The 23,677-nt window shown below is 66.9% G+C and carries 24 protein-coding genes and 1 pseudogene; 12 read left to right on the forward strand and 13 right to left on the reverse strand.

Features of this window, described 5'->3' with window-relative positions; all coding sequences use genetic code 11:
- The first annotated feature begins 72 nt into the window (after positions 1–72).
- Entirely contained in the window at positions 73–777 is a 705-nt protein-coding gene (gene hda, locus GV001_RS08135) for a DnaA regulatory inactivator Hda (RefSeq protein ID WP_160079134.1), read from the forward strand.
- A 21-nt stretch (positions 778–798) separates the two neighbouring features.
- Here hda and GV001_RS08140 read toward each other — a convergent pair whose 3' ends face one another.
- The 4 genes from GV001_RS08140 to arsC are packed head-to-tail and all read right to left on the reverse strand — an operon-like array spanning position 799 to position 2,840.
- A complete protein-coding gene (locus GV001_RS08140) occupies positions 799–1,482 on the reverse strand; it encodes an alpha/beta fold hydrolase (protein WP_160079135.1) in 684 nt (227 codons plus the stop codon).
- Positions 1,482–1,892, reverse strand: coding sequence for a DUF2069 domain-containing protein (locus tag GV001_RS08145; protein ID WP_160079136.1), 411 nt, complete (start codon positions 1,890–1,892; stop codon positions 1,482–1,484). Before GV001_RS08145 ends, GV001_RS08140 begins: the two co-directional genes overlap by 1 nt.
- Entirely contained in the window at positions 1,885–2,490 is a 606-nt protein-coding gene (gene wrbA, locus GV001_RS08150) for an NAD(P)H:quinone oxidoreductase (RefSeq protein ID WP_160079137.1), read from the reverse strand. Before wrbA ends, GV001_RS08145 begins: the two co-directional genes overlap by 8 nt.
- On the reverse strand, positions 2,487–2,840 hold the full coding sequence (gene arsC, locus GV001_RS08155) for an arsenate reductase (glutaredoxin) (RefSeq protein WP_160079138.1): 354 nt from the start codon (positions 2,838–2,840) through the stop codon (positions 2,487–2,489). The genes wrbA and arsC overlap by 4 nt, the downstream gene beginning before the upstream one ends.
- Before the next feature lie 86 nt (positions 2,841–2,926).
- Here arsC and GV001_RS08160 point away from each other — a divergent pair, with 86 nt between their 5' ends.
- A complete protein-coding gene (locus tag GV001_RS08160; RefSeq protein ID WP_160079139.1) occupies positions 2,927–4,150 on the forward strand; it encodes a YihY family inner membrane protein in 1,224 nt (407 codons plus the stop codon).
- Positions 4,151–4,865: 715 nt separating this feature from the next.
- Positions 4,866–6,239 (forward strand): annotated as a pseudogene (locus GV001_RS08165) (amino acid permease); the annotation flags it as partial.
- 79 nt (positions 6,240–6,318) lie between these two features.
- Here GV001_RS08165 and GV001_RS08170 read toward each other — a convergent pair.
- On the reverse strand, positions 6,319–7,362 hold the full coding sequence (locus tag GV001_RS08170; protein ID WP_160079140.1) for a metal-dependent hydrolase: 1,044 nt from the start codon (positions 7,360–7,362) through the stop codon (positions 6,319–6,321).
- A 177-nt stretch (positions 7,363–7,539) separates the two neighbouring features.
- Here GV001_RS08170 and GV001_RS08175 point away from each other — a divergent pair, with 177 nt between their 5' ends.
- The 4 genes from GV001_RS08175 to GV001_RS08190 all read left to right on the forward strand — a co-directional run bounded on the left by GV001_RS08175 (position 7,540) and on the right by GV001_RS08190 (position 9,991).
- Entirely contained in the window at positions 7,540–7,962 is a 423-nt protein-coding gene (locus GV001_RS08175) for a YciI family protein (protein WP_160079141.1), read from the forward strand.
- Positions 7,963–7,972: 10 nt separating this feature from the next.
- On the forward strand, positions 7,973–8,410 hold the full coding sequence (locus GV001_RS08180) for a VOC family protein (RefSeq protein ID WP_160079142.1): 438 nt from the start codon (positions 7,973–7,975) through the stop codon (positions 8,408–8,410).
- Positions 8,411–8,470: 60 nt separating this feature from the next.
- Positions 8,471–8,884: an alternative ribosome rescue aminoacyl-tRNA hydrolase ArfB gene (arfB, locus tag GV001_RS08185; RefSeq protein WP_160079143.1), complete on the forward strand. Its 414-nt coding sequence runs from the start codon at positions 8,471–8,473 to the stop codon at positions 8,882–8,884.
- 135 nt (positions 8,885–9,019) lie between these two features.
- Complete coding sequence (locus GV001_RS08190; RefSeq protein WP_256664885.1) at positions 9,020–9,991, forward strand: sensor domain-containing diguanylate cyclase; 972 nt, start codon at positions 9,020–9,022, stop codon at positions 9,989–9,991.
- A gap of 185 nt (positions 9,992–10,176) precedes the next feature.
- Here GV001_RS08190 and GV001_RS08195 read toward each other — a convergent pair whose 3' ends face one another.
- From GV001_RS08195 to GV001_RS08215, 5 genes are all read right to left on the reverse strand, one after another.
- Positions 10,177–10,794 (reverse strand): DUF4157 domain-containing protein, encoded by a 618-nt coding sequence (locus tag GV001_RS08195; protein ID WP_160079145.1) that lies wholly within the window; start codon positions 10,792–10,794, stop codon positions 10,177–10,179.
- A 140-nt stretch (positions 10,795–10,934) separates the two neighbouring features.
- Entirely contained in the window at positions 10,935–11,702 is a 768-nt protein-coding gene (phnE, locus tag GV001_RS08200; RefSeq protein WP_160079146.1) for a phosphonate ABC transporter, permease protein PhnE, read from the reverse strand.
- On the reverse strand, positions 11,699–12,526 hold the full coding sequence (locus GV001_RS08205; RefSeq protein ID WP_160079147.1) for an ABC transporter permease: 828 nt from the start codon (positions 12,524–12,526) through the stop codon (positions 11,699–11,701). The genes phnE and GV001_RS08205 overlap by 4 nt, the downstream gene beginning before the upstream one ends.
- Entirely contained in the window at positions 12,520–13,317 is a 798-nt protein-coding gene (locus tag GV001_RS08210) for a phosphonate ABC transporter ATP-binding protein (protein ID WP_160079148.1), read from the reverse strand. Before GV001_RS08210 ends, GV001_RS08205 begins: the two co-directional genes overlap by 7 nt.
- Positions 13,314–14,165 (reverse strand): putative selenate ABC transporter substrate-binding protein, encoded by an 852-nt coding sequence (locus GV001_RS08215; protein WP_160079149.1) that lies wholly within the window; start codon positions 14,163–14,165, stop codon positions 13,314–13,316. Before GV001_RS08215 ends, GV001_RS08210 begins: the two co-directional genes overlap by 4 nt.
- 172 nt (positions 14,166–14,337) lie before the next feature.
- Between GV001_RS08215 and selD the strand changes: the two genes are divergently transcribed.
- Genes selD through GV001_RS08230 form a run of 3 tightly spaced genes read left to right on the forward strand, consistent with a single transcriptional unit; the run spans position 14,338 to position 16,846 of the window.
- Positions 14,338–15,372, forward strand: coding sequence for a selenide, water dikinase SelD (gene selD / locus GV001_RS08220; protein WP_160079150.1), 1,035 nt, complete (start codon positions 14,338–14,340; stop codon positions 15,370–15,372).
- Positions 15,372–16,478 (forward strand): tRNA 2-selenouridine(34) synthase MnmH, encoded by a 1,107-nt coding sequence (mnmH, locus tag GV001_RS08225; protein WP_160079151.1) that lies wholly within the window; start codon positions 15,372–15,374, stop codon positions 16,476–16,478. The genes selD and mnmH overlap by 1 nt, the downstream gene beginning before the upstream one ends.
- Complete coding sequence (locus GV001_RS08230) at positions 16,475–16,846, forward strand: hypothetical protein (protein WP_160079152.1); 372 nt, start codon at positions 16,475–16,477, stop codon at positions 16,844–16,846. The genes mnmH and GV001_RS08230 overlap by 4 nt, the downstream gene beginning before the upstream one ends.
- 71 nt (positions 16,847–16,917) lie before the next feature.
- Here GV001_RS08230 and GV001_RS08235 read toward each other — a convergent pair whose 3' ends face one another.
- From GV001_RS08235 to phhA, 3 genes are all read right to left on the reverse strand, one after another.
- The gene (locus tag GV001_RS08235) at positions 16,918–18,114 is read right to left on the reverse strand and encodes an amino acid aminotransferase (RefSeq protein ID WP_160079153.1); all 1,197 of its coding nucleotides are present in this window, start codon (positions 18,112–18,114) and stop codon (positions 16,918–16,920) included.
- Positions 18,111–18,464, reverse strand: a complete 354-nt coding sequence (locus GV001_RS08240; protein WP_160079154.1) for a 4a-hydroxytetrahydrobiopterin dehydratase — start codon at positions 18,462–18,464, stop codon at positions 18,111–18,113. Before GV001_RS08240 ends, GV001_RS08235 begins: the two co-directional genes overlap by 4 nt.
- Positions 18,465–18,600: 136 nt before the next feature.
- Positions 18,601–19,386, reverse strand: a complete 786-nt coding sequence (gene phhA / locus GV001_RS08245) for a phenylalanine 4-monooxygenase (RefSeq protein ID WP_160079155.1) — start codon at positions 19,384–19,386, stop codon at positions 18,601–18,603.
- Between the two features lie 257 nt (positions 19,387–19,643).
- On the opposite strand from phhA, the gene GV001_RS08250 reads away from it, so the two are divergent.
- Both GV001_RS08250 and acs read left to right on the forward strand, forming a co-directional pair.
- A complete protein-coding gene (locus GV001_RS08250; RefSeq protein ID WP_160079156.1) occupies positions 19,644–21,197 on the forward strand; it encodes a sigma-54-dependent transcriptional regulator in 1,554 nt (517 codons plus the stop codon).
- A 409-nt stretch (positions 21,198–21,606) separates the two neighbouring features.
- Positions 21,607–23,562 (forward strand): acetate--CoA ligase, encoded by a 1,956-nt coding sequence (gene acs, locus GV001_RS08255; protein ID WP_160079157.1) that lies wholly within the window; start codon positions 21,607–21,609, stop codon positions 23,560–23,562.
- Positions 23,563–23,677: the final 115 nt, after the last annotated feature.

Genomic DNA, 23,677 nt, shown 5'->3' on the forward strand with positions numbered 1-23,677 from the left:
CGCCGAAGACTATAAACTTTCCGACCTCTATGGTGAGCCCGGAGGCGGTTCTGAGGAACCGCCCAACCCTGCATGATCCCGATTCAGCTGCCCCTGGGGGTGCGTCTGCGTGACGACGCCACCTTCGCCAACTACTATCCCGGCGCCAACGCCGCGGCCCTCGGCTATGTCGAGCGCCTGTGCGAGGCCGATGCCGGCTGGACCGAAAGCCTGATCTACCTCTGGGGTAGTGAGGGGGTGGGGCGCAGCCATCTGCTGCAGGCGGCCTGCCTGCGTTTCGAGCAGCGTGGCGAGGCGGTGGTCTACCTGCCGCTGGCCGAAGTGGCCGACTACGGCCCCGAGCTGCTCGACAACCTGGAGCAGTGCGAGCTGGTCTGCCTGGACGACCTGGAGGCGGTGGCCGGCCGGCCCGAGTGGGAAGAGGCGCTGTTCCACCTGTTCAACCGCCTGCGTGACAGCGGTCGGCGTCTGCTGATCGCCGCTGCCGCCGCACCGCGCGAACTGCCGATCGGCCTGGCCGACCTGCAGTCGCGTCTGACCCTGGCGCTGGTGTTCCAGCTGCATGCACTGTCCGACGAGGACAAGCTGCGCGCCCTGCAGCTGCGTGCCTCGCGCCGCGGCCTGCACCTGACCGACGAAGTCGGGCGCTTCATCCTCAACCGTGGCGAGCGCAGCATGAGCGCGCTGTTCGAACTGCTCGAACGCCTCGATCAGGCCTCGCTGCAGGCCCAGCGCAAGCTGACCATTCCCTTCCTCAAGGAAGTCCTCGGCTGGTAGCCGTTTGCCTGGCGCCGGCTGTTAGGCCGGCAGCGCTTCTAGCTCCGTGACAAATCCCCTGATCGCCTGTGCGCAGGCTTGTGCCCGGCTCTGCAGGACGAAGTGCGGCCCGTCCAGCGCAACCCGACGCAGATCGCTGCAGTGCCGGTTCAGGCTGGCCGCGGCGTTGCGCGAGACCAGGCGATCCTGCTGCGGCCACAGGTGCAGGGCGGGCAGGTCGAGCGGCTGAGCGGGTTCCTGCAGCCGTGCCAGGCTGTGCAGACGGGCCCGCAGCAGGGTGTCGGGCAACTGGCGGATTTCCTCGCGCAGTAGTTCGAGCAGCGCCGGGCTGGCGTTCCGGCCGACACAGAGCAGCTGCAACAGCCGCTCATGGCTGAGCAGGCGCCTGGGCAGTGGCAGGTAGCGGCTCAGTGGTAGCAGCGGGTGCGGGCGGTGGAGGAACGCGGCGGCGAAGATCACCCCGCGCAGGCCGGGCGGCTGGCGCAGGGCCAACTGGTAGGCCAGGTGTCCGGAGAAGGACTCGCCGAGCAGGACGAAGGGGCTGGCGCCGAGCCGGGGCAGCAGGGCGCTGACCAGGCTGTCGCTGTCCTGCGGACCCTGGCGTGGCAGCTCAAGCGGCACAGGCTGCAAGCCTTGCAGCCAGGGCAGCAGCGGGGCGAATAGCTGGCTGCTGCCGTTCAGGCCCGGCAGCAACAGCAGGCGCATCAGGCCTCGCCGGCCAGCTTGCGGTCGTACTGGAAGCGCCAGCGGGTGTAGAGCAGGGCGCAGCAGAACAGGCCGAAGCTGATCACCGCTTCCAGCATGCCGAACAGCGCGCGGGCCGGGTCGATGGCGGCCAGCACGCCCTGGATGAAGTAGATGTTGACCACGAAGCAGGTCCAGGCGTGGGCGCGGGCACTGCCCAGCAGCAGGCCGGGGGCGAGCAGCAGCAGCGGCACCAGCTGGATGCTCAGCACCACCCAGATGCGCGCGCCGTGCAGGTCGGCGAAGCCGAGGTTCCAGCCCAGCAGCAGGGCGAACAGGGCGATGAAGCTGAACAGGCTCAGGGCGCGGCTGAGTTTCAGCCGGGGTTGCAGCCAGTCGAGGGCCGGAAGGGGTTTCGCTTGCTTAGCCACGCGGGGTCTCCAGCTGCTGGGCGGTTTTGGCCAGGCGCAGCCCGAGGGCGCGGCACAGGGTGATTTCGTGTTCGTCGAGGGCGCGCTTGCTGTCGGCCCCGGCATGGTGGCTGGGGCCGTAGGGCGTGCCGCCGCCGCGGGTGTCGAGCAGGGCGCCCTCGCTGTAGGGCAGGCCGCAGAGCAGCATGCCGTGGTGCAGCAGCGGCAGCATCATCGACAGCAGGGTGCTTTCCTGACCGCCGTGCAGGCTGGAGGTGGAGGTGAACACCCCGGCCGGTTTGCCGACCAGCTCGCCGGTCAGCCACAGGCTGCTGGTGCCATCGAGGAAATACTTCAAGGGCGCGGCCATGTTGCCGAAGCGGGTCGGGCTGCCCAGGGCCAGGCCGGCGCAGTGCTTCAGGTCGTCGAGGCTGACGTACGGCGCGCCTTCGGCGGGAATCGCCGGGGCCGTCGCCTCGCACTCGCTGGATACCGCCGGCACGGTGCGCAGGCGCGCTTCCAGGCCAGCCTGCTCGACACCGCGGGCGATCTGCCGGGCCATCTCGGCGGTGGCGCCGTGGCGGCTGTAGTACAGCACCAGGATGTAGGGCGCACTCATGCCAACAGCTCCAGGACTTTCTCCGGCGGCCGGCCGATCACCGCCTTGTCGCCGGCGATCAGGATCGGTCGTTCGATCAGCTTGGGGTGGGCGACCATGGCTTCGATCAGCTGCGCCTCGCTGAGGCTGCCGTCGGCCAGGTTAAGCGCCTTGTATTCGTCCTCGCCGGTGCGCAGCAACTGGCGCGCGCCGATGCCCAGCCTGCCCAGCAGGCTGTGCAACTCGCCGGCGCTGGGCGGGGTTTCCAGGTAGCGCACGATGTTCGGCGTCAGGCCGCGGGCTTCGAGGAGTTCCAGGGCAGCGCGGGATTTCGAGCAGCGCGGGTTGTGGTAGAGGGTCAAGTCGGTCATGGATGGGTCGCATCTAGCCTGAGGTGGGCGCTATTCTACCTGCCTCGGCGCGGATCAGCGCAGTCCAGCATGGCTAAGGAGAGGGAATGCGTCAGCGCCTAGAGGATGTCACGGAGTTCTGGCGTTTCCTGGTTCAGCGCTTCTTCGCCGACCGCGCCACCCAGAGCGCCGCTGCGCTGACCTACACCACCCTGTTCGCGGTGGTGCCGATGATGACCGTGACCTTCGCCATGCTCTCGGCGATCCCGGCCTTCCAGGGCATGGGCGAGGATATCCAGAGCTTCGTCTTCCGCAACTTCGTGCCGTCGTCCGGGGCCACGGTGCAGGAGTACCTGCGCGAGTTCACCGTGCAGGCGCGCAAGCTGACCTGGGCCGGGGTGATCCTGCTGGCGCTCACCGCGTTCATGATGCTGGTGACCATCGAAAAGGCCTTCAACACCATCTGGCGGGTGCGCCAGCCACGCCGCGGCGTGTCCAGCTTCCTGCTGTACTGGGCGATCCTCAGCCTGGGCCCGCTGCTGCTCGGCGTGGGTTTTGCGGTGAGCACCTACATCACCTCGCTGTCGCTGCTGTCCGGGCCGCATGCGCTGATCGGCGCCAAGACCCTGCTCGGCTTCGCTCCGCTGCTGTCCAGTGTCGCCGCCTTCACCCTGATCTATGCCACGGTGCCGAATGCCCGGGTGCCGCTGCGCAATGCGCTGCTCGGCGGCCTGTTCACCGCCGTGCTGTTCGAGGTGGCCAAGGCGCTGTTCGGCCTGTTCGTCAGCCTGTTCCCCGGCTACCAGCTGATCTACGGCGCCTTCGCCACGGTGCCGCTGTTCCTGCTGTGGATCTACGTGTCCTGGCTGATCGTGCTGTTCGGTGCCGAGCTGGTGTGCAACCTGACGGCCTCGCGCCATTGGCGCCGCCGCGCGCTGCCGCGGCTGCTGGTGCTGCTGGGCATCCTGCGGGTGTTTCACGAGCGCCAGCTGCGCGGCGTGCCGCTGCGCCATGGCGACGTGCAGCGCGAAGGCTGGCTGCTGCCGGAGAACGAGTGGGAGGAAGTGCTCGACTTCCTCGAGGGCGAACATCTGGTCTGCCGGGTCAGTGGTGGCGGCGGCTGGGTACTGTGCCGCGACCTGGAGCATTTCAGCCTGCATCAACTGCTCAGCCGCAGCCCCTGGCCGTTGCCGCGCCCCGGGCAATTGCCGGACAAGCTGGATGACGAAGTCTGGTATCCGGGCCTGCGCCGGGCGCTGGAAATGCTCCATGAGGAACAGGCCGCACTGTTCAGCGGCAGCCTGGCGCAGTGGCTGCGCAGCGCCGACTGAGGGCGGGGGCGCAGTGCTGCGCCGGGGGAGCGGAATTCGCGGTTTTTACCGTTTTATCGACATTGCCTTCACGAAAGTTTCACGGACCGGGCCATAGCCTGACTCCACTGAAATCCCCAAGATGCAGTGCTCCTTTGACCCCGCCCGCGTGCGGGGTTTTCTTTTTCAGTGCCAGGGCAAATAACCCTGGCCGGATTCAGTCGTGCCAACCCGAGTCGGCTTCCGGGAAGGGTGGCGACCATCTACTCGCCTTGACGTGCATTGCACATGGCCCTCTCTAGAGTCCGGACATGTCCATGCCATGGGACTCATCGAGAAACCTAAGCGGGTTAACTGGATTACCGCCGATGCCGGCTGCTCCAATGGGAGGCAGTTTCAGGGGCTGTGATGGCGCCGTGATCAGTGCGTTCGTGCTGCCGAAGGACGAGAGCGCTTTTGGTGGGTGCGAATTCATTCGCAATGGTGATGACTCTGTGGCGCCTGCTTTCGCGAATGAATTCGCTCCCACGGAAGCATTGCGCTCTGCGTCTGCGCAACTCGCCGGCCTGAGCTCGGGGTGTATACTGCGACCCGCCCAGCATGGCTCAAGGTCAGGCGGGCCGCGGCTTATCGCTCAGAATATTTCTGCTGGATCACGAGTCCGGCGGCTCTTTCGACAGACAGGTGATCCCATGCCTTGTACTTGCCTCGCCCTCCGCCAGCCCCGGAGCCTTCGCTGATGTCCGAACATCTGCACACCGGCCCGCTCAAACGCGGCCTGAAGAATCGCCATATCCAGTTGATCGCCCTCGGTGGCGCCATCGGCACCGGCCTGTTCCTCGGCTCGGCCGGGGTGCTGCAGAGCGCCGGGCCGTCGATGATCCTCGGCTATGCGATCGGCGGCTTTATCGCCTTCCTGATCATGCGCCAGCTCGGCGAGATGATCGTCGAGGAACCGGTGGCCGGTTCCTTCAGCCACTTCGCCCACAGCTACTGGGGGCCGTTCGCCGGCTTCCTGTCTGGCTGGAACTACTGGGTGCTCTACGTGCTGGTGGGCATGGCCGAGCTCACGGCGGTGGGCAAGTACGTGCAGTACTGGTATCCGGGGATTCCTACCTGGGCCACGGCGGCGGCGTTCTTCGTGCTGATCAACGCGATCAACCTGGTCAACGTCAAAGCCTTCGGCGAGACCGAGTTCTGGTTCGCCATCATCAAGGTGGTGGCGATCATCGGCATGATCCTGCTCGGTGGCTACCTGCTGTTCAGCGGTGCTGGCGGCGAGCAGGCCAGCATCAGCAACCTGTGGAGCCATGGCGGTTTCTTCCCCAATGGCGTCAGCGGCCTGGTGATGATGATGGCGATCATCATGTTCAGCTTCGGCGGCCTGGAGCTGGTCGGCATCACCGCCGCCGAAGCGGATCAGCCGAAGACGGTGATTCCCAAGGCGATCAACCAGGTGGTCTACCGCATCCTGATCTTCTACATCGGTGCGCTGACCGTGCTGCTCTCGCTGTACCCCTGGGACAGCCTGGTGCAGACCCTCACCGCCGGCGGCGATGCCTATGGCAGCAGCCCGTTCGTGCAGATCTTCTCGCTGATCGGCAGCGATACTGCGGCGCACATCCTCAATTTCGTGGTGCTGACCGCCGCGCTGTCGGTCTACAACAGCGGCGTGTACTGCAACAGCCGCATGCTCTACGGCCTGGCCGAGCAGGGCGACGCGCCCAAGGCGCTGATGCAGGTCAACAGCCGTGGCGTGCCGGTGCTGGCCATCGGCCTGTCGGCGGCGGTGACCCTGCTCTGCGTGGTGGTCAACTACCTGGCGCCGAAGGGTGCGCTGGAGCTGCTGATGTCGCTGGTGGTGGCGTCCCTGGTGATCAACTGGGCGATGATCAGCCTGACCCACATCAAGTTCCGCAAGGCCATGCAGGGCCGGGGCGTGGAGCCGAGCTTCAAGGCCTTCTGGTACCCGCTGAGCAACTATATCTGTCTGGCCTTCGTGCTGTTCATCCTCGGCGTGATGCTGCTGATTCCGGGCATCCAGGTGTCGGTGTATGCGATGCCGGTGTGGGTGCTGTTCATCTGGGGTTGCTACCGCCTCAAGCTGGCGGCCGGCGCCGCGCTACCCGGCCGGGGCTGAGCGCCACGCCCGCAAAGGAAGCCCGGCCCAGGCCGGGCTTTTTCATGCCTCAGGGCTTGTGGTTCAGGGCCTCGGCCCAGCTGAGCAACTGCACCGGCTCGCGCTCGTCCCAGATACGCTGCCAGAGCACCAGCAGGCGCGCCGGTTCGCCCCGGCTGAAGGGCAGGCGCTCGACCTGGGCCAGCGGCTGCCAGCGGCCATCGCGCTGTTCGGCGAAGATGAAGCGGAACGGGTGGTAGCCGGTCATGCCCAGGCGCAGGTCGGTGACGATCAGCTGCTCGCCGATCCGGTCGTAGCGCAGCACGCCATGGGTGAACCAGGCCAGCCGCGCATGCTGCGGCGAGTGGCGCAGCGCAGTGCCCAGGGCCGTGCCGCGGGGGATGCGTTCCAGCCGCGGCGGCGCGTCGTCGAGCCAGCCGACCAGGGCTTCGTGGTAGTCCTCGCCGTCCAGCACTATCACCCGCCAGAGCAGGCTGTTGAACGGCGTGGGGGTGCTGAACAGCTGTTCGGCCTGGATGCCGCGCTGGGCCAGGACCTGCTCGACCTTCTGCTCGGCCATGGCCTTGCCGCCCAGGCTGAAGGCCAGGTACAGGCTGGACAGGCCCAGGGCGCAGAGCGCCAGCCACTGCGGGCGCTCGCGCAGACCGCGGAGCAGGCCGGCAATCACCGCCACCAGCAGCGGCAGGGTATACAGCGGGTCGATGATGAACACCGAGGACCAGGCCACCGGCGGCGTGGCCAGGGGCCAGAGCAGCTGGGTGCCGTAGCTGGTGAAGGCGTCCAGCAGCGGGTGGGTGATCAGCACCAGCCACACGGCGAGGAACAGTCGGCGCGTCGAGTAGCCGGGGTCGGGTCGCAGGCGCCTGGCAATCAGGGTGATGAACAGGGCCAGGGCGCTGAGCACCAGCAGCGAGTGGCTGAAGCCGCGGTGGTAGGTCATGTCGGCCACCGCGTCGCCGTAGTCGATCAGCACATCGAGGTCGGGCAGGGTGCCGAGCATGGCGCCGTACAGCAGGGCGCGGCGACCCTGCCAGCGGCCGAGCAGGGCGCCCTGGATGCTGGCACCGAGTACCGCCTGGGTGATCGAGTCCATTCAGTTAGCCCCGAGAAAGAAATCACACGCTTAACTTACCGCCGAGGCGGATGCCTGACAGCGCAGAAATTCCGACTAAAAATTTCAGGCGATTGTCGATTTCGCGCCGTGCGCTTCGACTACTGGCAGGAACCGCCGATGTGCAGCGGTCTTTATCTGATGAAAAGGAGAGCAACGATGCGATTCATGGTGATAGTCAAGGCCACCGCCGACTCGGAAGCCGGGGTGATGCCCAGCGAGGAACTGCTGGCGGCCATGGGCCGCTACAACGAGGAACTGGTCAAGGCCGGGGTGATGAAGGCCGGCGAGGGCCTGCATCCCAGCAGCCGCGGCGTGCGGGTGAAGTTCTCTGGCAGCCAGCGCAGCGTGGTCGATGGCCCGTTCGCCGAGACCAAGGAGCTGATCGCCGGCTTCTGGCTGTGGGAAGTGGCCTCGCTGCAGGAATGCATCGACTGGGTCAAGCGCTGCCCCAACCCGATGCCCGGTGACTCCGAGATCGAGATCCGCCAGATCTTCGAGGCCGAGGACTTCGGTGCCGAGTTCACCCCCGAACTGCGCGAGCAGGAAGAGCGTCTGCGCGCGCAGATCAGCCAGGAGTGAGGAGACCAGCATGAAGATCCACGCCTATCTGTTTTTCGCTGGCCAGTGCGCCGAGGCCATGGGTTTCTACGCCCAGTGCCTGGGCGGTGAGCTGAACCTGATGCGGTTCAGTGACAATCCCGAGGGCGCCGAAGGCGTGCCGGCCGAGTACCGTGAGCGCATCCTGCATGCCTGCCTGATGGTCGGCGAGGAGGTGCTGATGGCCTCCGACAGCCTGCCCGAACAGGGTTGCGGAAGCGCCAGCGAGGCCACGGGAGTCAAGGGCTGCGCGATGTCGCTGCAGGTGGACAGTATCCGCGAGGCCGAGCGCCTGTTCGCCGCGCTGTCCGCCGGCGGCCAGGTGCGGATGCCGTTGCAGCAGACCTTCTGGGCCGCCCGCTTCGGCATGCTGGAGGATCGCTTCGGTGTGGCCTGGATGATCAATTGCGAGGTCGATAAGGCCGGCTAAGCCACATGTCGGGGCACGCCGGGTTATCCTGAGTCCCCCTCAGCTTTCCGGCCGCGCCCCATGCTGGTGATCTCCAACAGCGTCCACCTGCCCGACGATGAAGTCGAGCTGACCGCCATCCGTGCCCAGGGCGCCGGCGGGCAGAACGTCAACAAGGTGTCCAGCGCCGTACATTTGCGCTTCGACAGCCAGGCTTCGTCCCTGCCGCCGTTCTACAAGGAACGCCTGCTGGAGCTGCGCGACAGCCGCATCACCGCCGAGGGCGTGGTGATCATCAAGGCCCAGCAGTACCGCACCCAGGAACAGAACCGCGCCGACGCCCTGGAGCGCCTGGCCGAGCTGATCCGCAGCGCCGGCAAGACCGACAAGGCGCGGCGCCCGACCAAGCCGACCCTGGGCTCGAAGAAGCGCCGCCTGGAAGGCAAGAGCAAGCGCGGGGTGATCAAGGCCGGGCGCGGCAAGGTGGATTTCTAGAGCGCACTTCGTCGGCGGCGTGGATAGCCAATTGCTACTGCTCGATTTGCCTGTGTATAAGCGAAGGCATGGCGCATCCTGCCGCCTGTCTGAGCTGGCAGGCCGGTGCGGAGCCGATCAACCGGGAGAGCGGTGGTGAGTGACACGAACAATGGGGTAACCGACAGCGCGGTGTACAAGACCCTGCTGGAGTCGACCAAGGCGATCCCGTGGAAGATCGACTGGAAGACCATGACCTTCGCCTATATCGGCCCGCAGATCGAAAGCCTGCTGGGCTGGACGCCGCAGAGCTGGGTCAGCGCCAACGACTGGGCCGAGCGCATGCATCCGGAAGACCGCGACACGGTGGTCAACTTCTGCGTTTCGCAGTCGCAGTGCGGCATCGACCACGAGGCGGACTACCGCGCCCTGACCAAGGACGGCGGCTACGTGTGGATCCGCGACGTGGTGCATGTGGTGCGCAACGCCGAAGGCGAGGTGGATTCGCTGATCGGCTTCATGTTCGACATCAGCGAGCGCAAGCAGACCGAGGAGCAGCTGCTGAAGCTGCAGAAGCAGCTGGAGGAGTTCTCCTACAAGGACGGCCTGACCGGCATCAACAACCGCCGCATGTTCGACTCGATCCTGCAGATCGAATGGGCCAACGCCCAGCGCACGCGCAAGCCGCTGTCGCTGATCCTGCTGGATATCGACTACTTCAAGCAGTTCAACGACCACTTCGGCCACATCAAGGGCGATGACTGCCTGCGCCGCGTGGGCCAGGCCCTGCAGGGCGCGGCCGTGCGCCCGCGCGATTGCGTGGCGCGTTTCGGCGGCGAGGAGTTCGTCCTGGTGCTGCCGGAAACCGACGCGGCATCGGCGCAACAGGTGGCCGAGCGTTGCCGCAAGCTGGTGCGCAAGCTGCGCATTCCTCACCCGCAGTCCAATGTGGCGCCGCTACTGACCATCAGCCTGGGCGTCGGCACCCTGGTGCCCGAGCAGGGCGATGCGCCGCTGGCCTTTATCGAGGCGGTGGACCGGCTGCTCTACCAGGCCAAGCAGCAGGGCCGTGACCGCCTGCAGTATGGCCACTGCGGTGGCGGCGAAGCGGACGCCTGCCAGGCCTGATCTAGCCCGGATTGCATCCTTGAGCTCCGCGGCGCGGTGTTCAAGCGTTGCTGCCAATTCGCGGCGTTTGCCACGGTTTCGTAGGGTGCGCCGTGCGCACCGGGGCCGCACCGGGGCGTGTTGGTGCGCAGGGCGCACCTTGCACGTCAGTCCGTAGCCCGGATGCAATCCGGGAAGTCAGGCGGCTAGCGCGCCGGCCCGCTCTGCGCCACCTGGGTGCGCAGGGCGCGGGCGACTTCGATCTGCCGCTGGTAGGCCGGGGCTTCGATGGCGTCGTGGTTGCGGGTGTAGCGGCGGGCAAATTCGCCCACGCCCCACTGCTGATATTGCTGCACGTGCAACAGCTCGTGGGCCCACAGCGCGACATTGTCCTGGGCGTCTGCGGCATTGCGGAAGACGATGATGTCGATCAGCGTCACCGCCTGCACATCGGGGTTCTGCAGCATGGTATTGGCCGCGCCCAGGGTTTCGCCGTCGCCCACCTTGTAGCGCGCCGCGTCGAGTACGCCGATGTCGTAATAGGGCTCCAGCTGGGCGCGAATATGCAGGGGAATCGGCTGGGTGCCGCCGGCCGCGGCGCTGTCGCGCGACTGCAGCAGCCATTGTTCCAGCCCGGAGGCGGCCATCTGGCTGACATCCTGGTACAGCACCTCGATGTCCGCCTGGCTGATCGGCGCACAGAAGCACACCAGCGTACAGACCTGCTGCTGTCCGCTCGGGCAGGCCAGCACCGAGGCGGCCAGGCCGAGTCCACCCAGCAGGGCGCTCAGGCGAAAGGTGCGACGTGAAAAAACAGCAGGCAAGGGCGTCTCCCGAAACAATAAAACCGGCCAGGCTCCGCCTGGAGCGGGGCGCGCGGGGGTTGGACAGTGGCTGCAGGTTTTGGTGCCAAGCGCAGGGCCCGTAGGGTGCGCCGTGCGCACCGGGAGCAGGCAAGGGTTGGTTAGGCCCTGACCCAGCGCTGCCGCGTCCAGCCGCTCAGCGCATCGACGCCGAATACCAGCACCAGCATGGCCAGGATCACCGTGCTGGCCTGGGCCTCCTGGAACAGACTGAGGCTGACGTAGAGCATCTGCCCGAGGCCGCCGGCGCCGACGAAGCCGAGCACGCTGGCCATGCGGATGTTGTTTTCCCAGCGGTACAGGCAGTAGGCCAGAAGCTGCGGCCACAGGTTGGGCAAGGTGCCGTAGCAGAAGGCGGCGACCTGGCTGCCGCCCTGCAGGCGAATCGCCTCGGCCGGCGCGGTGGGGGTATTTTCCAGCGCCTCGGCAAACAGCCGGCCGAGCACCCCGGCGGTGTGCAAGGCCAGGGCCAGGGTGCCGGCATTCGGGCCGAGCCCTGCGGCCAGTACCATCAGCGCGGCCCAGACCAGCTCGGGGATCGCGCGCAGGGCATTGAGCAGCAAACGCGCGGCGCTCTGCAGCGGCCAGCCGAAGCGCCCGGCCGCCGGCAGCGCCAGGAGCAGGCCGCACACGGCGGCGAGCAAGGTGCCGAGGGCCGACATGGCCAGGGTTTCCAGGGCGCCACGGGCGATGGCCGCCAGGTGCCCGGCGCTCAGGTCCGGGCTGAGGAAGCGCTGCACGTAGCCGGCCATCCGGCCCAGGCTGTCGCCACTGGTCAGCGCGCCCAGGTCGATGCCCAGATAGGCGAACGAGGCGAATACGGCGGCGCCGATGCCGCACAGCAGCAACAGGTTGACCAGCCGGTTCATGCCAGCCTCCCGCGCAGCAGGCGGCTGAGCAGGTCGGCCAGCAGCACCAGCAGGAGGAAGGTCAGCAGCATGCTGGCCACCTCACCGCCGGCGAACATGCGCAGCGACAGGTCGATCTGCTGGCCCAGGCCGCCGGCGCCGACGAAGCCCATCACCACCGAGGCGCGGATCGCGCATTCCCAGCGGTACACCGTGTAGGAGGTCAGCTCCGCCGCGGCATTCGGCAGGATGCCGTAGACGAACGCCGCCAGCCGGCCGCCGCCGGCCTGCAGCAGGGCGTGGGCCGGGCGCTGGTCGACCGACTCGAAGATTTCCGCATAGACCTTGCCGAGCATGCCGCTGTAGGTGATGGCGATGGCCAGCACCCCGGCGGTGGGGCCGAGGCCGACGGCGCGGACGAACAGCAGGGCCCAGACGATTTCCGGCACGCTGCGCAGGAAGATCAGCAGGCCGCGTACCGGCCAGCGCAGCAACTGGGCCAGCAGTTTGGGCCGCCCGCCCCGAGCGGCGGCGGACAGCGACAGCGCGCGGCTGGCCAGCAGGCTGGCCGGGATCGCCAGCAGCAGGGCCAGGGCCATGCCGGCGGTGGCGATGGCCAGGGTCTGCAGGGTGGCGTCGAGCAGCAGGCGGAGGAAGTCCGGGGCATGCGCCGGCGGCCAGAAGGCGGCGACGAAACGGCCCATCTCGCTCTGGCTGTCGGCGGCCAGCAGCACGCCCAAGTCCAGCTCGCTCATGCGCATGCCCGGCCACAGCAGGACCAGTGCCAGCAGGGTCAGCAGCAGGCGGGGCAGGGCGGCCGGATCGCGGCTGGCGCTGGTCAGCATCGCGGGATCTGCAGGCTCAGGGTCAGGCTGGGCGCGGGCGGCGAGAGCAGCTGTTCGTTGGCGTACAGGGCATCGAGCTGGGCCTGGTCGACTTCGCCGGCGGGGCGGTCGAAGAGGATCTGCCCGTCGCGCAGGCCGATGACCCGCGGGAAGTGGGCCAGGGCCAGCTCCACCGCATGCAGGCTGGCGACCAGGGTCACGCCATGCTGTTCGGCATGCCGGCACAGCACGCTCAGGGTGTGCTCGGCCAGCACTGGGTCCATGGCCGACACCGGTTCGTCGGCCAGCAGCACCTCGGGCGCCTGGTACAGCGCGCGGGCGATGCCGACGCGTTGCAACTGGCCACCGGAGAGCTGCTGGCACTGGGCGAACAGCTTGTCGGCCAGGTCCAGCCTGGCCAGCTCGCGGCGTGCGCCGGGGATATCCACGGGATGCAGCAGATTCAGCAGGCTCTTGCCCAGGCCCCACTGGCCGAGCTTGCCGGCCAGCACCGCGGTGACCACCCGCTGCCGTGGCGGCAGGGGCGGCGCCTGGTGGATCAGGCCGATGCGGGCGCGCAGGCGTTGCCGTTGGCGGCCGGACAGTTGCCAGGGTTGCTCGCCGAGCACCAGCACCTCGCCGCTGCTCGGTTGCAGGGCGGTGGCCAGCAGGTTGAGCAGGCTCGACTTGCCGGCCCCGGACGGTCCGATGATGGCGACCCGCTCGCCGGCGGCGATGTGCAGGTCCACGCTGCGCAGGGCGTGGACCGCGTTGCCGTGGCTGAGGCGGGCGCCGGACAGGCGCAGGGTCATTTCAGCAGGTCGGCGGCGCGGGCGGCGTCCTCGATGCCCTTGTAGTTCTCCGGCTTGGTTTCGATGAAGCGGCTGGCGGCCTGCAGGTCGAGGATCGCCTTGTGCGCAGGAACGGCCGGGTCGAGAGCGAGGAAGGCGGCCTTGATCTTCTCGGTCAGGGCCGGATCGAGGGTGCCGCGCACGGTCCAGTTGTAGTCGTAGTAGGTCGGGGTGGTGGCGAAGACCTTGACCTTGCTGGTGTCGACCTTGCCGGCGGCGACCAGCTTGTCCCACACGCTGGCGTTGAGTACGCCGCCGTCGACCTTGCCGGCCTGCACCCAGGCGGCGGTGGCGTCATGGGCGCCGGAGTAGCCGACGCGGCTGAAGAAGGTTTCCGGCTTGATCCCGTCCTGCAGCATGAAATAGCGCGGCATCAGGCTGCCGGAGGTGGACGATACCGAACCGAAGGCGAAGGTCTTGCCCTTGAGGTCGGCCAGCGACTTTACGTCCGGGTTGGCGCTGATGAACTTGCTGGTGAACTGGGCATCCTGCTCGCGCTGTACCAGCGGGATGGCGTTGCCGGTCTTCAGGCGCACCTGGACGAAGGTGAAACCGCCGAGCCAGGCCAGGTCCAGGCGGTCGGTGGCCAGGGCCTCGACCACGGCCGGGTAGTCAGCGACCGGGACGAACTCCACTTTCATGCCCAGCTGCTGTTCCAGGTAGGCGCCCAGCGGCTTGAACTTGCGCAGCAGTTCGGTGGGCGCTTCGTCGGGAATGGCCGAGACGCGCAGCACGTCGGCGGCCTGGGTCAGGCTGGCGGACAGGGACAGGGCAAAGCCGGCGGCGAGCGCCAAGGTACGCTTGAGCATGGGAGTTCTCCGGTTCAATAGCGGAAAAAACGAGGAAGCGCGGACGAGCCGTCGGCTGCGCCTGCGCTCCGTCAGGGTAGTAGAAACGGCGGCGATTATATGAGGCGCGGCGGGAAAGGCCAGCTTTGCTAGAATCCGCGACCTGTTTTCCGATTTGCCGAGAGCGTTACCGATGAGCGAGCCGATCCGCCTGACCCAGTACAGCCATGGAGCCGGTTGTGGCTGCAAGATTTCCCCCAAGGTGCTGGAAGTGATCCTGGCCGGCAGCGGCGCGCAGAACCTCGACCCCAAACTGTGGGTCGGCAATGCCTCGCGTGACGATGCGGCGGTCTATGCCCTGGACGAGGAGCGCGGGGTGGTCTCGACCACCGACTTCTTCATGCCGATCGTCGACGATCCCTATGATTTCGGCCGCATTGCCGCCACCAACGCGATCAGCGACATCTACGCCATGGGCGGCGACCCGCTGATGGCCATCGCCATCCTTGGTTGGCCGGTCAACGTGCTGGCGCCGGAAGTGGCCCGCGAAGTGATCCGCGGCGGCCGCGCGGTGTGCGATGCGGCCGGCATCCCGCTGGCTGGCGGCCACTCGATCGACGCCCCGGAGCCGATCTTCGGCCTGGCGGTGACCGGCGTGGTCGAGAAGCAGCACATGAAACGCAACGACACTGCCACGGCCGGCTGCCGGCTGTACCTCTCCAAGCCGCTGGGCATCGGCATCCTCACCACCGCCGAAAAGAAGGCCAAGCTGCGCGCCGAGGACGTCGGCCTGGCGCGCGACTGGATGTGCACCTTGAACAAACCCGGCAGCCGCTTCGGCAAGCTGGCCGGGGTCACGGCGATGACCGACGTCACCGGCTTCGGCCTGCTCGGCCACCTGGTGGAGATGGCCGATGGCGCAGGCCTCACCGCCCAGCTGGACTACGCCGCCGTGCCGCGCCTGCCGGGGGTCGATTACTACCTGGCCGAGGGTTGCGTGCCGGGCGGCACATTGCGCAACTTCGACAGTTATGGCGACAAGATTGCCCCCATCACCGACGCGCAGCGCGACCTGCTGTGTGATCCGCAAACCAGCGGCGGCCTGCTGATCGCCGTCACCCCGGAGGGCGAGGCCGAGTTCCTCGCCGTGGCCGCCGAGCTGGGCCTGAATCTGGCGCCGATCGGCCGTCTGGCTCCGCGACAGAGCCACGCGGTAGAGGTGCTGTGATGCGCAACAACAGCAGCGACTACCGCCAGATATTCCTGGGCGACATCCCGCTGATGGACATGCGCGCCCCGGTGGAGTTCTCCAAGGGCGCCTTCCCCGGCGTGGTCAACCTGCCGCTGATGAACGACATCGAGCGGCAACGGGTCGGCACCTGCTACAAGCAGCACGGCCAGCAGGCGGCCATCGAGCTGGGCCACAAGCTGGTCTGCGGCCAGGTCAAGGCCGAGCGGGTCGAGGCCTGGAGCGCCTTCGCCAAGGCCCACCCCGAGGGCTACCTGTACTGTTTCCGCGGCGGCCTGCGCTCGCAGATCGTCCAGCAGTGGCTGGCCGAGGTCGGCATCGACTACCCGCGGGTGCTCGGCGGCTACAAGGCCATGCGCACCTTCCTGATCGAAACCACCCAGCAGGCGGTGGCCGAGTGCGACTTCGTCATAGTCGGCGGCATGACCGGCACCGGCAAGACCGAGGTGATCGCCCAGCTGGGCAACAGCCTGGACCTGGAGGGCCACGCCAACCACCGCGGCTCCAGCTTCGGCAAGCGCGCCACGCTGCAGCCGGGGCAGATCGACTTCGAGAACCGCCTGGCCATCGACATTCTCAAGCAGCGCGCCGCCGGCACCGAGCAGTTTGTGCTGGAGGACGAGAGCCGCCTGGTCGGCAGCTGCTCGCTGCCGCTGGAACTGCACCAGGGCATGCAGGGTTATCCGCTGGTATGGCTGGAAGACAGCTTCGAAGGCCGCGTCGAGCGCATCCTGCGCGACTACGTGATCGACCTGTGCGCCGAGTTCATCGTCGTGCATGGCGCCGAGGATGGCGCGCGCCTGTTTGCCGAGCGCCTGCTGCAGAGCCTGAGCAATATCCAGAAGCGCCTGGGCGGCGAACGTTACCAGCGCCTGCTGGCGATCATGCAGGCGGCGCTGGCCGAGCAGCAGCGCAGCGCCAGCGTGGATTTGCATCGCGGCTGGATTGAAGGCCTACTGCGCGAATACTACGACCCCATGTATGCCTTCCAGCGCGACAGCAAGGCGGGGCGTATCGAGTTTGCCGGCGAGCAGGCGGCCGTTGTGGCCTACCTGCGTGACCGTGCCCTACGGAGAACGTCATGACCACGCCACACAGCCTGCTGGACCACGCCGATGCCCAGGATTGCACGGTCTACCGTCCGGACGACCGCGATCCGGATGCCGAGGAGCTGGAGCTGGGCGATGCCCGCATCCTCTTGACCGGTCCGTTCGTGGCGCCGGCCGACTGGGATGTGCTGGCCCGCGAGGACTATTTCGATGGCCTTGACGAGGAGCTGTTCGTTACTGCGCGCATCGAGAGCGAGGCGGTGAAGGGCACCCAGGGCTATTTCGTCACCGAACCGGGTGACTACGTGGCCGTGGTCGCCGATGGCGAAGTGCAGATGTACTACGTCTATGACGTGGACGATGGCAGCTACGTGCTGATCCGCGACGACGAAACGCTGGAGTGATCCAGTAGGGTGCGCCGTGCGCACCATTGGCTCTGCACGGAGCCTTGGTGCGCGCGGCGCACCCTAGGGTTTTAGGCGCATACCCTGGCAATCGCCGCTGCCAGGTACTCCAGGCGCTGTTCCGCCATCCCCGCCACGCTGGCGCGGCCGCTGTTGACCATATACACGCTGAATTCCTCACGCAGGCGCTGCACCTGCGCCGCGCTCAGACCGGTGTAGGAGAACATGCCGCGCTGCGCGGCGATGTGCGCAAAGCGTTCACCCAGACCATGCGGTTGCAGCGCGGCGACCAGGCCGCTGCGCAGGCTGGCGATGCGCAGGCGCATGGCCTCCACTTCCTCGGCCCACAGGGCATGCAGCTCGGCGTCGCCGAGAATGCTGGCGACCACGGCGGCGCCGTGGGCCGGCGGGGTGGACCACAGGTTGCGCGCGATGGCGGCCAGCTGGCTGCGTACAGCGGCCAGCTGGCTGCTGTCGGCGGCACGCACGATCAGCGCACCGGTGCGTTCGCGGTACAGGCCGAAGTTCTTCGAGCAGGAGCTGGTGACCAGCAGCTCCGGTAGCTCGGCGGCGAACAGGCGCACGGCCCAGGCGTCTTCGGCCAGGCCGGCACCGAAACCCTGGTAGGCGAAGTCGATCAGCGGCAGCAGTTCGCGGGCCTTGACCACCTCCAGCACGCGCTTCCAGTCGTCCTGGCTCAGGTCGAAGCCGGTCGGGTTGTGGCAGCAGGCATGCAGCAGCACCACGTCGCCGGCCGGTACATGGGCCAGGGCCTTGATCATGGCTTCCACCTGCAACTGGTTGCTGGCGTCGACATAGGGGTAGTGACCGACCTTGAGGCCGCAGGTGGCGAACAGGCTTTCGTGGATCGGCCAGGTCGGGTCGCTCAGCCAGATGCCGCGCCCGGGCAGGTTGCGCGCGATAAATTCGCCGGCCAGGCGCAGGGCGCCGGTGCCGCCGGGGGCCTGGGTGGCGCCGGCCAGCTGGTCGCGCAGCAGCGCGCTGCCTTCGCCGAGGACCAGGCGCAGCAGCTGCTCGCCGAACTCGGGGGCGCCGTGGCCGCCGATATAGGTCTTGGTCGTCTGCGTATCGACCAGCCGCTGCTCGGCCAGCTTCACCGCGCGCGGGATCGGCGTCAGGCCCTGGGCATCCTTGTACACGCCCACGCCGAGGTCGAGCTTGGCCGGGTTGGGGTCGGCGCGGAAGGCATCCAGCAGGCCGAGGATGGGGTCGCTGGGAACCCGGACGATGCGGGCGAAATGGCTCACTTGCGGCCCTCGGCAGTGCTGGCGAGCCGGTCGGTGCGCGCGGCCATGATGAAGTCGTTGCGGTGCAGGCCCTTCATCTCATGGCTCCACCAGGTCACGGTGACCTTGCCCCATTCGGTGAGCAGGGCCGGGTGGTGGCCGACTTCCTCGGCGATGGCGCCCACCGCGTTGGTGAAGGCCAGGGCATGGCGGAAGTTCTTGAACAGGAACAGGCGCTCCAGCTCCATGTGGCCGTCGCGCACTTCGATGTTCCAGTCCGGGATCTCGCGGATCAGCTCGGCCAGTTCCTCGTCGGACACATGGGGCGCATCGGCGCGGCAGGCTTCGCATTGGCTTTGGGCAAGGCTCATCGGTTTTCTCCAGGGTTCGAGGGTGGTCACAGCGTAGGTTGGGTTGAGTCGCGAAGCGACGAAGCCCAACCTGGTGTGTTCGTAATAGTGCATTGTTGGGCTTCGCAGGCTCACCCCAACCTACAAACGGTGTCGGTCAGGCCGCCTTCGGCGGAAACTTCGGCGTATGCAGGCCCAGGGCCATGGCCTGCCGGACCAGGCCCATGATGTCCTCGTGGGCCAGCTCGAACAGGCGCTTGAGCTCGGGCAACACGAAGTACAGCGGCTGCAGGATGTCGATGCGATAGGGCGTGCGCATGCATTCCAGCGGGTCGAAGGCCTGGTGTTCGGGCGCGTCGGACAGGCTGTAGAGGGTCTCCTTGGGCGAGGAGAGGATGCCGCCGCCGTAGATGCGTCGGCCCTGCGGGGTGTCGACCAGGCCGAACTCGATGGTCATCCAGTACAGCCGCGCCAGGTACACGCGCTGTTCCTTGGTCGCCGCCAGGCCGAGCTTGCCGTAGGTGTGGGTGAATTCGGCGAACCAGGGGTTGGTCAGCAGCGGGCAGTGGCCGAAGATCTCGTGGAAGATGTCCGGCTCCTGCAGGTAGTCCAGCTCTTCCGGGGTGCGGATGAAGGTGGCCACCGGGAATTGCTTGCTGGCCAGCAGCTCGAAGAAGGTCTGGAACGGAATCAGCGCCGGCACCCGCGCCACGCGCCAGCCGGTGGTGGCGGCAAGCACCTGGTTGATTTCGCCGAGCTGGGGAATGCGCTCGTGGGGCAGGCCGAGCTGCTCGATGCCATCCAGGTATTCCTGGCAGGCGCGGCCCTCGATCACCTTGAGCTGGCGGGTGATCAGGGTATTCCACACCGCGTGCTCGCTGTCCGGGTAGTGGATAAAGCCGTTCGCGTCGGGTTCGCGGGCCAGGTACTGCGTGGTCTTCATCGTCGCCTCCAGCAGGTTTTTTTGTTGTTGTGTTGGACAACAGATAACCCGCTGGCAGGCCGCGGGACAGCGGGCGAACAGGTGCATTTGGTGGTTGGCTTTGGCTTATTCGTAAAGAATTGGTTACGAGGTTGGCGAAGTGGCGTGTCATCGCCTTGCTGGTTTGCTTATCCGTCACATATTCTTGACGAATAAAATGTCGCAGCCCTCGCTAAGCGTGCCGCTGCGTCCATAACAAGCCCGAGCCGAGCCTTGCCATGCGTATCAAAGTCCACTGCCAGAACCGCGTCGGCATCCTGCGCGACATCCTCAACCTGCTGGTCGACTACGGCATCAACGTTGCCCGTGGCGAAGTCGGCGGCGAGCAGGGCAACGCCATCTACCTGCACTGCCCGAACCTGATCAACCTGCAGTTCCAGGCCCTGCGCCCCAAGCTGGAGGCGATTGGCGGGGTGTTCGGGGTCAAGCGCGTCGGCCTGATGCCCAGCGAGCGCCGCCATCTGGAACTGAATGCGCTGCTCGGTGCCCTGGATTTCCCGGTGCTGTCGATCGACATGGGCGGCAGCATAGTCGCCGCCAACCGCGCCGCCGCGCAGCTGCTCGGCGTGCGTGTGGACGAGGTGCCGGGCATTCCACTGTCACGCTACGCCGAGGATTTCGACCTGCCGGAGCTGGTGCGCGCCAACAAGTCGCGGATCAACGGCCTGCGGGTCAAGGTCAAGGGCGACATCTTTCTCGCCGATATCGCCCCGCTGCAGTCCGATGTTGATGAGAGCGAGGCGCTGGCCGGCGCGGTGCTCACCCTGCACCGCGCCGACCGCGTGGGCGAGCGCATCTACCATGTGCGCAAGCAGGAGCTGCGCGGCTTCGACTCGATCTTCCAGAGTTCCAAGGTGATGGCTGCCGTGGTGCGCGAGGCGCGGCGCATGGCGCCGCTGGATGCGCCGCTGCTGATCGAGGGCGAGACCGGCACCGGCAAGGAGCTGCTGGCGCGCGCCTGCCACCTGGCCAGCCCGCGCGGGCAGTCGCCGTTCATGGCGCTCAACTGCGCCGGGTTGCCGGAATCCATGGCCGAGACCGAGCTGTTCGGCTACGGCCCCGGCGCCTTCGAGGGCGCGCGCCCGGAAGGTAAGCTCGGCCTGCTGGAACTGACCGCCGGCGGCACCCTGTTCCTCGACGGCGTCGGCGAGATGAGCCCGCGCCTGCAGGCCAAGCTGCTGCGCTTTCTGCAGGACGGCTGCTTCCGCCGGGTCGGCAGCGACGAGGAGGTGTACCTGGATGTGCGGGTGATCTGTGCCACCCAGGTCGACCTGTCCGAACTGTGCGCCAAGGGCGAATTCCGCCAGGACCTCTACCACCGTCTCAATGTGCTCAGCCTGCATATCCCGCCGCTGCGCGAATGCCTGGATGGCCTGGTGCCGCTGGTCGAGCACTTCCTCGATTCGGCCAGCCGGCAGATCGGCTGCCCGCTGCCCAAACTGGCGCCGCAGGTGCTGGACAAGCTCAGCCACTACCACTGGCCGGGCAACGTGCGCCAGCTGGAGAACGTGCTGTTCCAGGCCGTGTCGCTGTGCGACGGCGGCACGGTCAAGGCCGAGCATATCCGCCTGCCGGACTACGGCGCGCCGCAGCCGCTGGGCGATTTCTCCCTGGAAGGCGGGCTGGACAGCATCCTCGGTCGCTTCGAGAAGGCGGTGCTGGAGCGCCTCTATCACGAGCACCCGAGCAGCCGCCTGCTGGGCAAACGCCTGGGTGTGTCGCACACCACCATCGCCAACAAGCTGCGCCAGCATGGCCTGGGCAAGGACTAGCAGGCTGTTGAAAAACTACCTGCGTTGCCATCGCGGTGCTAAAAACAGGCTCAGAATGCTCATTTACAACTCGTAAACTGCGCTTTTTCGCCTGTTTTTGCCTTGCGCTGGCTGCCTCGCCTACGTTTTTCAACAGCCTGCTAGGGCTACGACCTTGGTGCAATAGGCGGAGGGGGGTACGGGGGGTAAAAAGTCAGGCGTCCGGTTCCTGCGAATCCCGGACGGCGTTTCTGACATTCCTCCCCCGGAATGCCTTGGCGGCGGCCCTCGGGTCGCCCTTTTTTTGCCTGAAAAAAAGCGTTGAGACCTTGGTCGTAGAGTGGTAAGACCATGGTCGAATGGCCCCACCCGCTGTCGGGGGATACAAAAGACACCATAGAACAACAACTACCCGCCGAGGTGTTAAGTCATGAGTGCTGCTTCCCTTTATCCCGTCCGCCCCGAGGTGGCTGCCACCACGCTGACCGACGAGGCGACCTACAAGGCCATGTATCAGCAGTCGGTGATCAACCCCGACGGTTTCTGGCGCGAGCAGGCCAAGCGCCTGGACTGGATCAAGCCCTTCACCAAGGTCAAGCAGACCTCCTTCGACGACCACCACGTCGATATCAAGTGGTTTGCCGATGGCACCCTCAACGTCTCGGCCAACTGCCTGGACCGTCACCTCGCCGAGCGCGGCGACCAGCTGGCGATCATCTGGGAAGGCGACGACCCGTCCGAGCACGAGGAAATCACCTACCGCCAGCTGCACGAGCAGGTGTGCAAGTTCGCCAACGCCCTGCGCGGCCAGGACGTGCACCGCGGCGACGTGGTGACCATCTACATGCCGATGATTCCGCAAGCCGTGGTGGCCATGCTGGCCTGCGCCCGCATCGGCGCCATCCACTCGGTGGTGTTCGGCGGCTTCTCGCCGGAAGCCCTGGCCGGGCGCATCATCGACTGCCAGTCGAAGGTGGTGATCACCGCCGACGAAGGCGTGCGCGGCGGCAAGAAGACCGCGCTCAAGGCCAACGTCGACGACGCCCTGACCAACCCGGAAACCAGCAGCGTGACCAAGGTCATCGTGTGCAAGCGCACCGGTTCGGACATCAAGTGGAACCAGCACCGCGACATTTGGTACGAAGACCTGATGAAGGTCGCCGGCAGCGTCTGCGCGCCGAAGGAAATGGGCGCCGAGGAAGCGCTGTTCATCCTCTACACCTCGGGCAGCACCGGCAAGCCCAAGGGCGTGCTGCACACCAGCGCCGGCTACCTGCTGTACGCCGCGCTGACCCACGAGCGGGTGTTCGACTACCGTCCGGGCGAAGTCTACTGGTGCACCGCCGACGTGGGCTGGGTCACCGGCCACAGCTACATCGTCTACGGCCCGCTGGCCAATGGCGCCACCACCCTGCTGTTCGAAGGCATCCCGAACTACCCGGACGTGACCCGCGTCGCCAAGATCATCGACAAGCACAAGGTCAACATCCTCTATACCGCGCCGACCGCCATCCGCGCCATGATGGCCCAGGGCAAGGCCGCCGTTGAGGGCGCCGATGGCTCCAGCCTGCGCCTGCTCGGCTCGGTCGGCGAGCCGATCAACCCGGAAGCCTGGCACTGGTACTACGAGAACGTCGGCCAGTCGCGCTGCCCGATCGTCGACACCTGGTGGCAGACTGAAACCGGCGCCACCATGATGACCCCGCTGCCGGGCGCCCATGCGCTCAAGCCGGGCTCGGCGGCGCGTCCCTTCTTCGGCGTGCAGCCGGCGCTGGTGGACAACCTGGGCAACATCATCGAAGGCCCCGCCGAAGGCAACCTGGTGATCATCGACTCCTGGCCGGGCCAGGCACGTACCCTGTACGGCGACCACGACCGCTTCGTCGATACCTACTTCAACACCTTCAAGGGCATGTACTTCACCGGCGACGGCGCGCGCCGCGACGAAGACGGCTACTACTGGATCACCGGCCGGGTCGACGACGTGCTCAACGTTTCCGGGCATCGCATGGGCACCGCCGAAATCGAAAGTGCCATGGTCGCCCACCCGAAAGTCGCCGAGGCCGCCGTGGTCGGCGTGCCGCACGACATCAAGGGCCAGGGCATCTATGTCTACGTGACCCTGAACAGCGGCGAGGAGCCTTCCGAGCAGCTGCGTCAGGAACTGAAGAACTGGGTTCGCAAGGAGATCGGTCCGATCGCCTCGCCGGACGTCATCCAGTGGGCGCCCGGTCTGCCCAAGACCCGCTCGGGCAAGATCATGCGTCGCATCCTGCGCAAGATCGCCGTCGCCGAATACGATGCCCTCGGCGACATCTCCACGCTGGCCGATCCTGGTGTGGTGCAACATCTCGTCGATACCCACCGCACCATGCAGGCCGCCTGACCCGGCATCTGCGCAAGGCGAACAAACCCCGGCCACAAGCCGGGGTTTTTCTTTTTCGGGGCCCAGGGGTGGCGGGCGCCATGCGATTGCCCACAGGGGGGGATGATTATCGAAC

The organism is Pseudomonas sp. 8AS (genome assembly GCF_902506505.1).
Classification (GTDB): domain Bacteria; phylum Pseudomonadota; class Gammaproteobacteria; order Pseudomonadales; family Pseudomonadaceae; genus Aquipseudomonas.

What these genes read in the sequence shown, in the direction of transcription:
- hda (WP_160079134.1), top strand. Translation starts at nt 73, where the DNA reads ATGATCCCGATTCAGCTGCCCCTGGGGGTGCGTCTGCGTGACGACGCC.
- GV001_RS08140 (WP_160079135.1), bottom strand. Translation starts at nt 1,482, where the DNA reads ATGCGCCTGCTGTTGCTGCCGGGCCTGAACGGCAGCAGCCAGCTATTC.
- wrbA (WP_160079137.1), bottom strand. Translation starts at nt 2,490, where the DNA reads ATGAGTGCGCCCTACATCCTGGTGCTGTACTACAGCCGCCACGGCGCC.
- arsC (WP_160079138.1), bottom strand. Translation starts at nt 2,840, where the DNA reads ATGACCGACTTGACCCTCTACCACAACCCGCGCTGCTCGAAATCCCGC.
- GV001_RS08160 (WP_160079139.1), top strand. Translation starts at nt 2,927, where the DNA reads ATGCGTCAGCGCCTAGAGGATGTCACGGAGTTCTGGCGTTTCCTGGTT.
- GV001_RS08170 (WP_160079140.1), bottom strand. Translation starts at nt 7,362, where the DNA reads ATGGACTCGATCACCCAGGCGGTACTCGGTGCCAGCATCCAGGGCGCC.
- GV001_RS08175 (WP_160079141.1), top strand. Translation starts at nt 7,540, where the DNA reads ATGCGATTCATGGTGATAGTCAAGGCCACCGCCGACTCGGAAGCCGGG.
- GV001_RS08180 (WP_160079142.1), top strand. Translation starts at nt 7,973, where the DNA reads ATGAAGATCCACGCCTATCTGTTTTTCGCTGGCCAGTGCGCCGAGGCC.
- arfB (WP_160079143.1), top strand. Translation starts at nt 8,471, where the DNA reads ATGCTGGTGATCTCCAACAGCGTCCACCTGCCCGACGATGAAGTCGAG.
- phnE (WP_160079146.1), bottom strand. Translation starts at nt 11,702, where the DNA reads ATGAACCGGCTGGTCAACCTGTTGCTGCTGTGCGGCATCGGCGCCGCC.
- GV001_RS08205 (WP_160079147.1), bottom strand. Translation starts at nt 12,526, where the DNA reads ATGCTGACCAGCGCCAGCCGCGATCCGGCCGCCCTGCCCCGCCTGCTG.
- GV001_RS08210 (WP_160079148.1), bottom strand. Translation starts at nt 13,317, where the DNA reads ATGACCCTGCGCCTGTCCGGCGCCCGCCTCAGCCACGGCAACGCGGTC.
- GV001_RS08215 (WP_160079149.1), bottom strand. Translation starts at nt 14,165, where the DNA reads ATGCTCAAGCGTACCTTGGCGCTCGCCGCCGGCTTTGCCCTGTCCCTG.
- selD (WP_160079150.1), top strand. Translation starts at nt 14,338, where the DNA reads ATGAGCGAGCCGATCCGCCTGACCCAGTACAGCCATGGAGCCGGTTGT.
- mnmH (WP_160079151.1), top strand. Translation starts at nt 15,372, where the DNA reads ATGCGCAACAACAGCAGCGACTACCGCCAGATATTCCTGGGCGACATC.
- GV001_RS08230 (WP_160079152.1), top strand. Translation starts at nt 16,475, where the DNA reads ATGACCACGCCACACAGCCTGCTGGACCACGCCGATGCCCAGGATTGC.
- GV001_RS08240 (WP_160079154.1), bottom strand. Translation starts at nt 18,464, where the DNA reads ATGAGCCTTGCCCAAAGCCAATGCGAAGCCTGCCGCGCCGATGCGCCC.
- phhA (WP_160079155.1), bottom strand. Translation starts at nt 19,386, where the DNA reads ATGAAGACCACGCAGTACCTGGCCCGCGAACCCGACGCGAACGGCTTT.
- GV001_RS08250 (WP_160079156.1), top strand. Translation starts at nt 19,644, where the DNA reads ATGCGTATCAAAGTCCACTGCCAGAACCGCGTCGGCATCCTGCGCGAC.
- acs (WP_160079157.1), top strand. Translation starts at nt 21,607, where the DNA reads ATGAGTGCTGCTTCCCTTTATCCCGTCCGCCCCGAGGTGGCTGCCACC.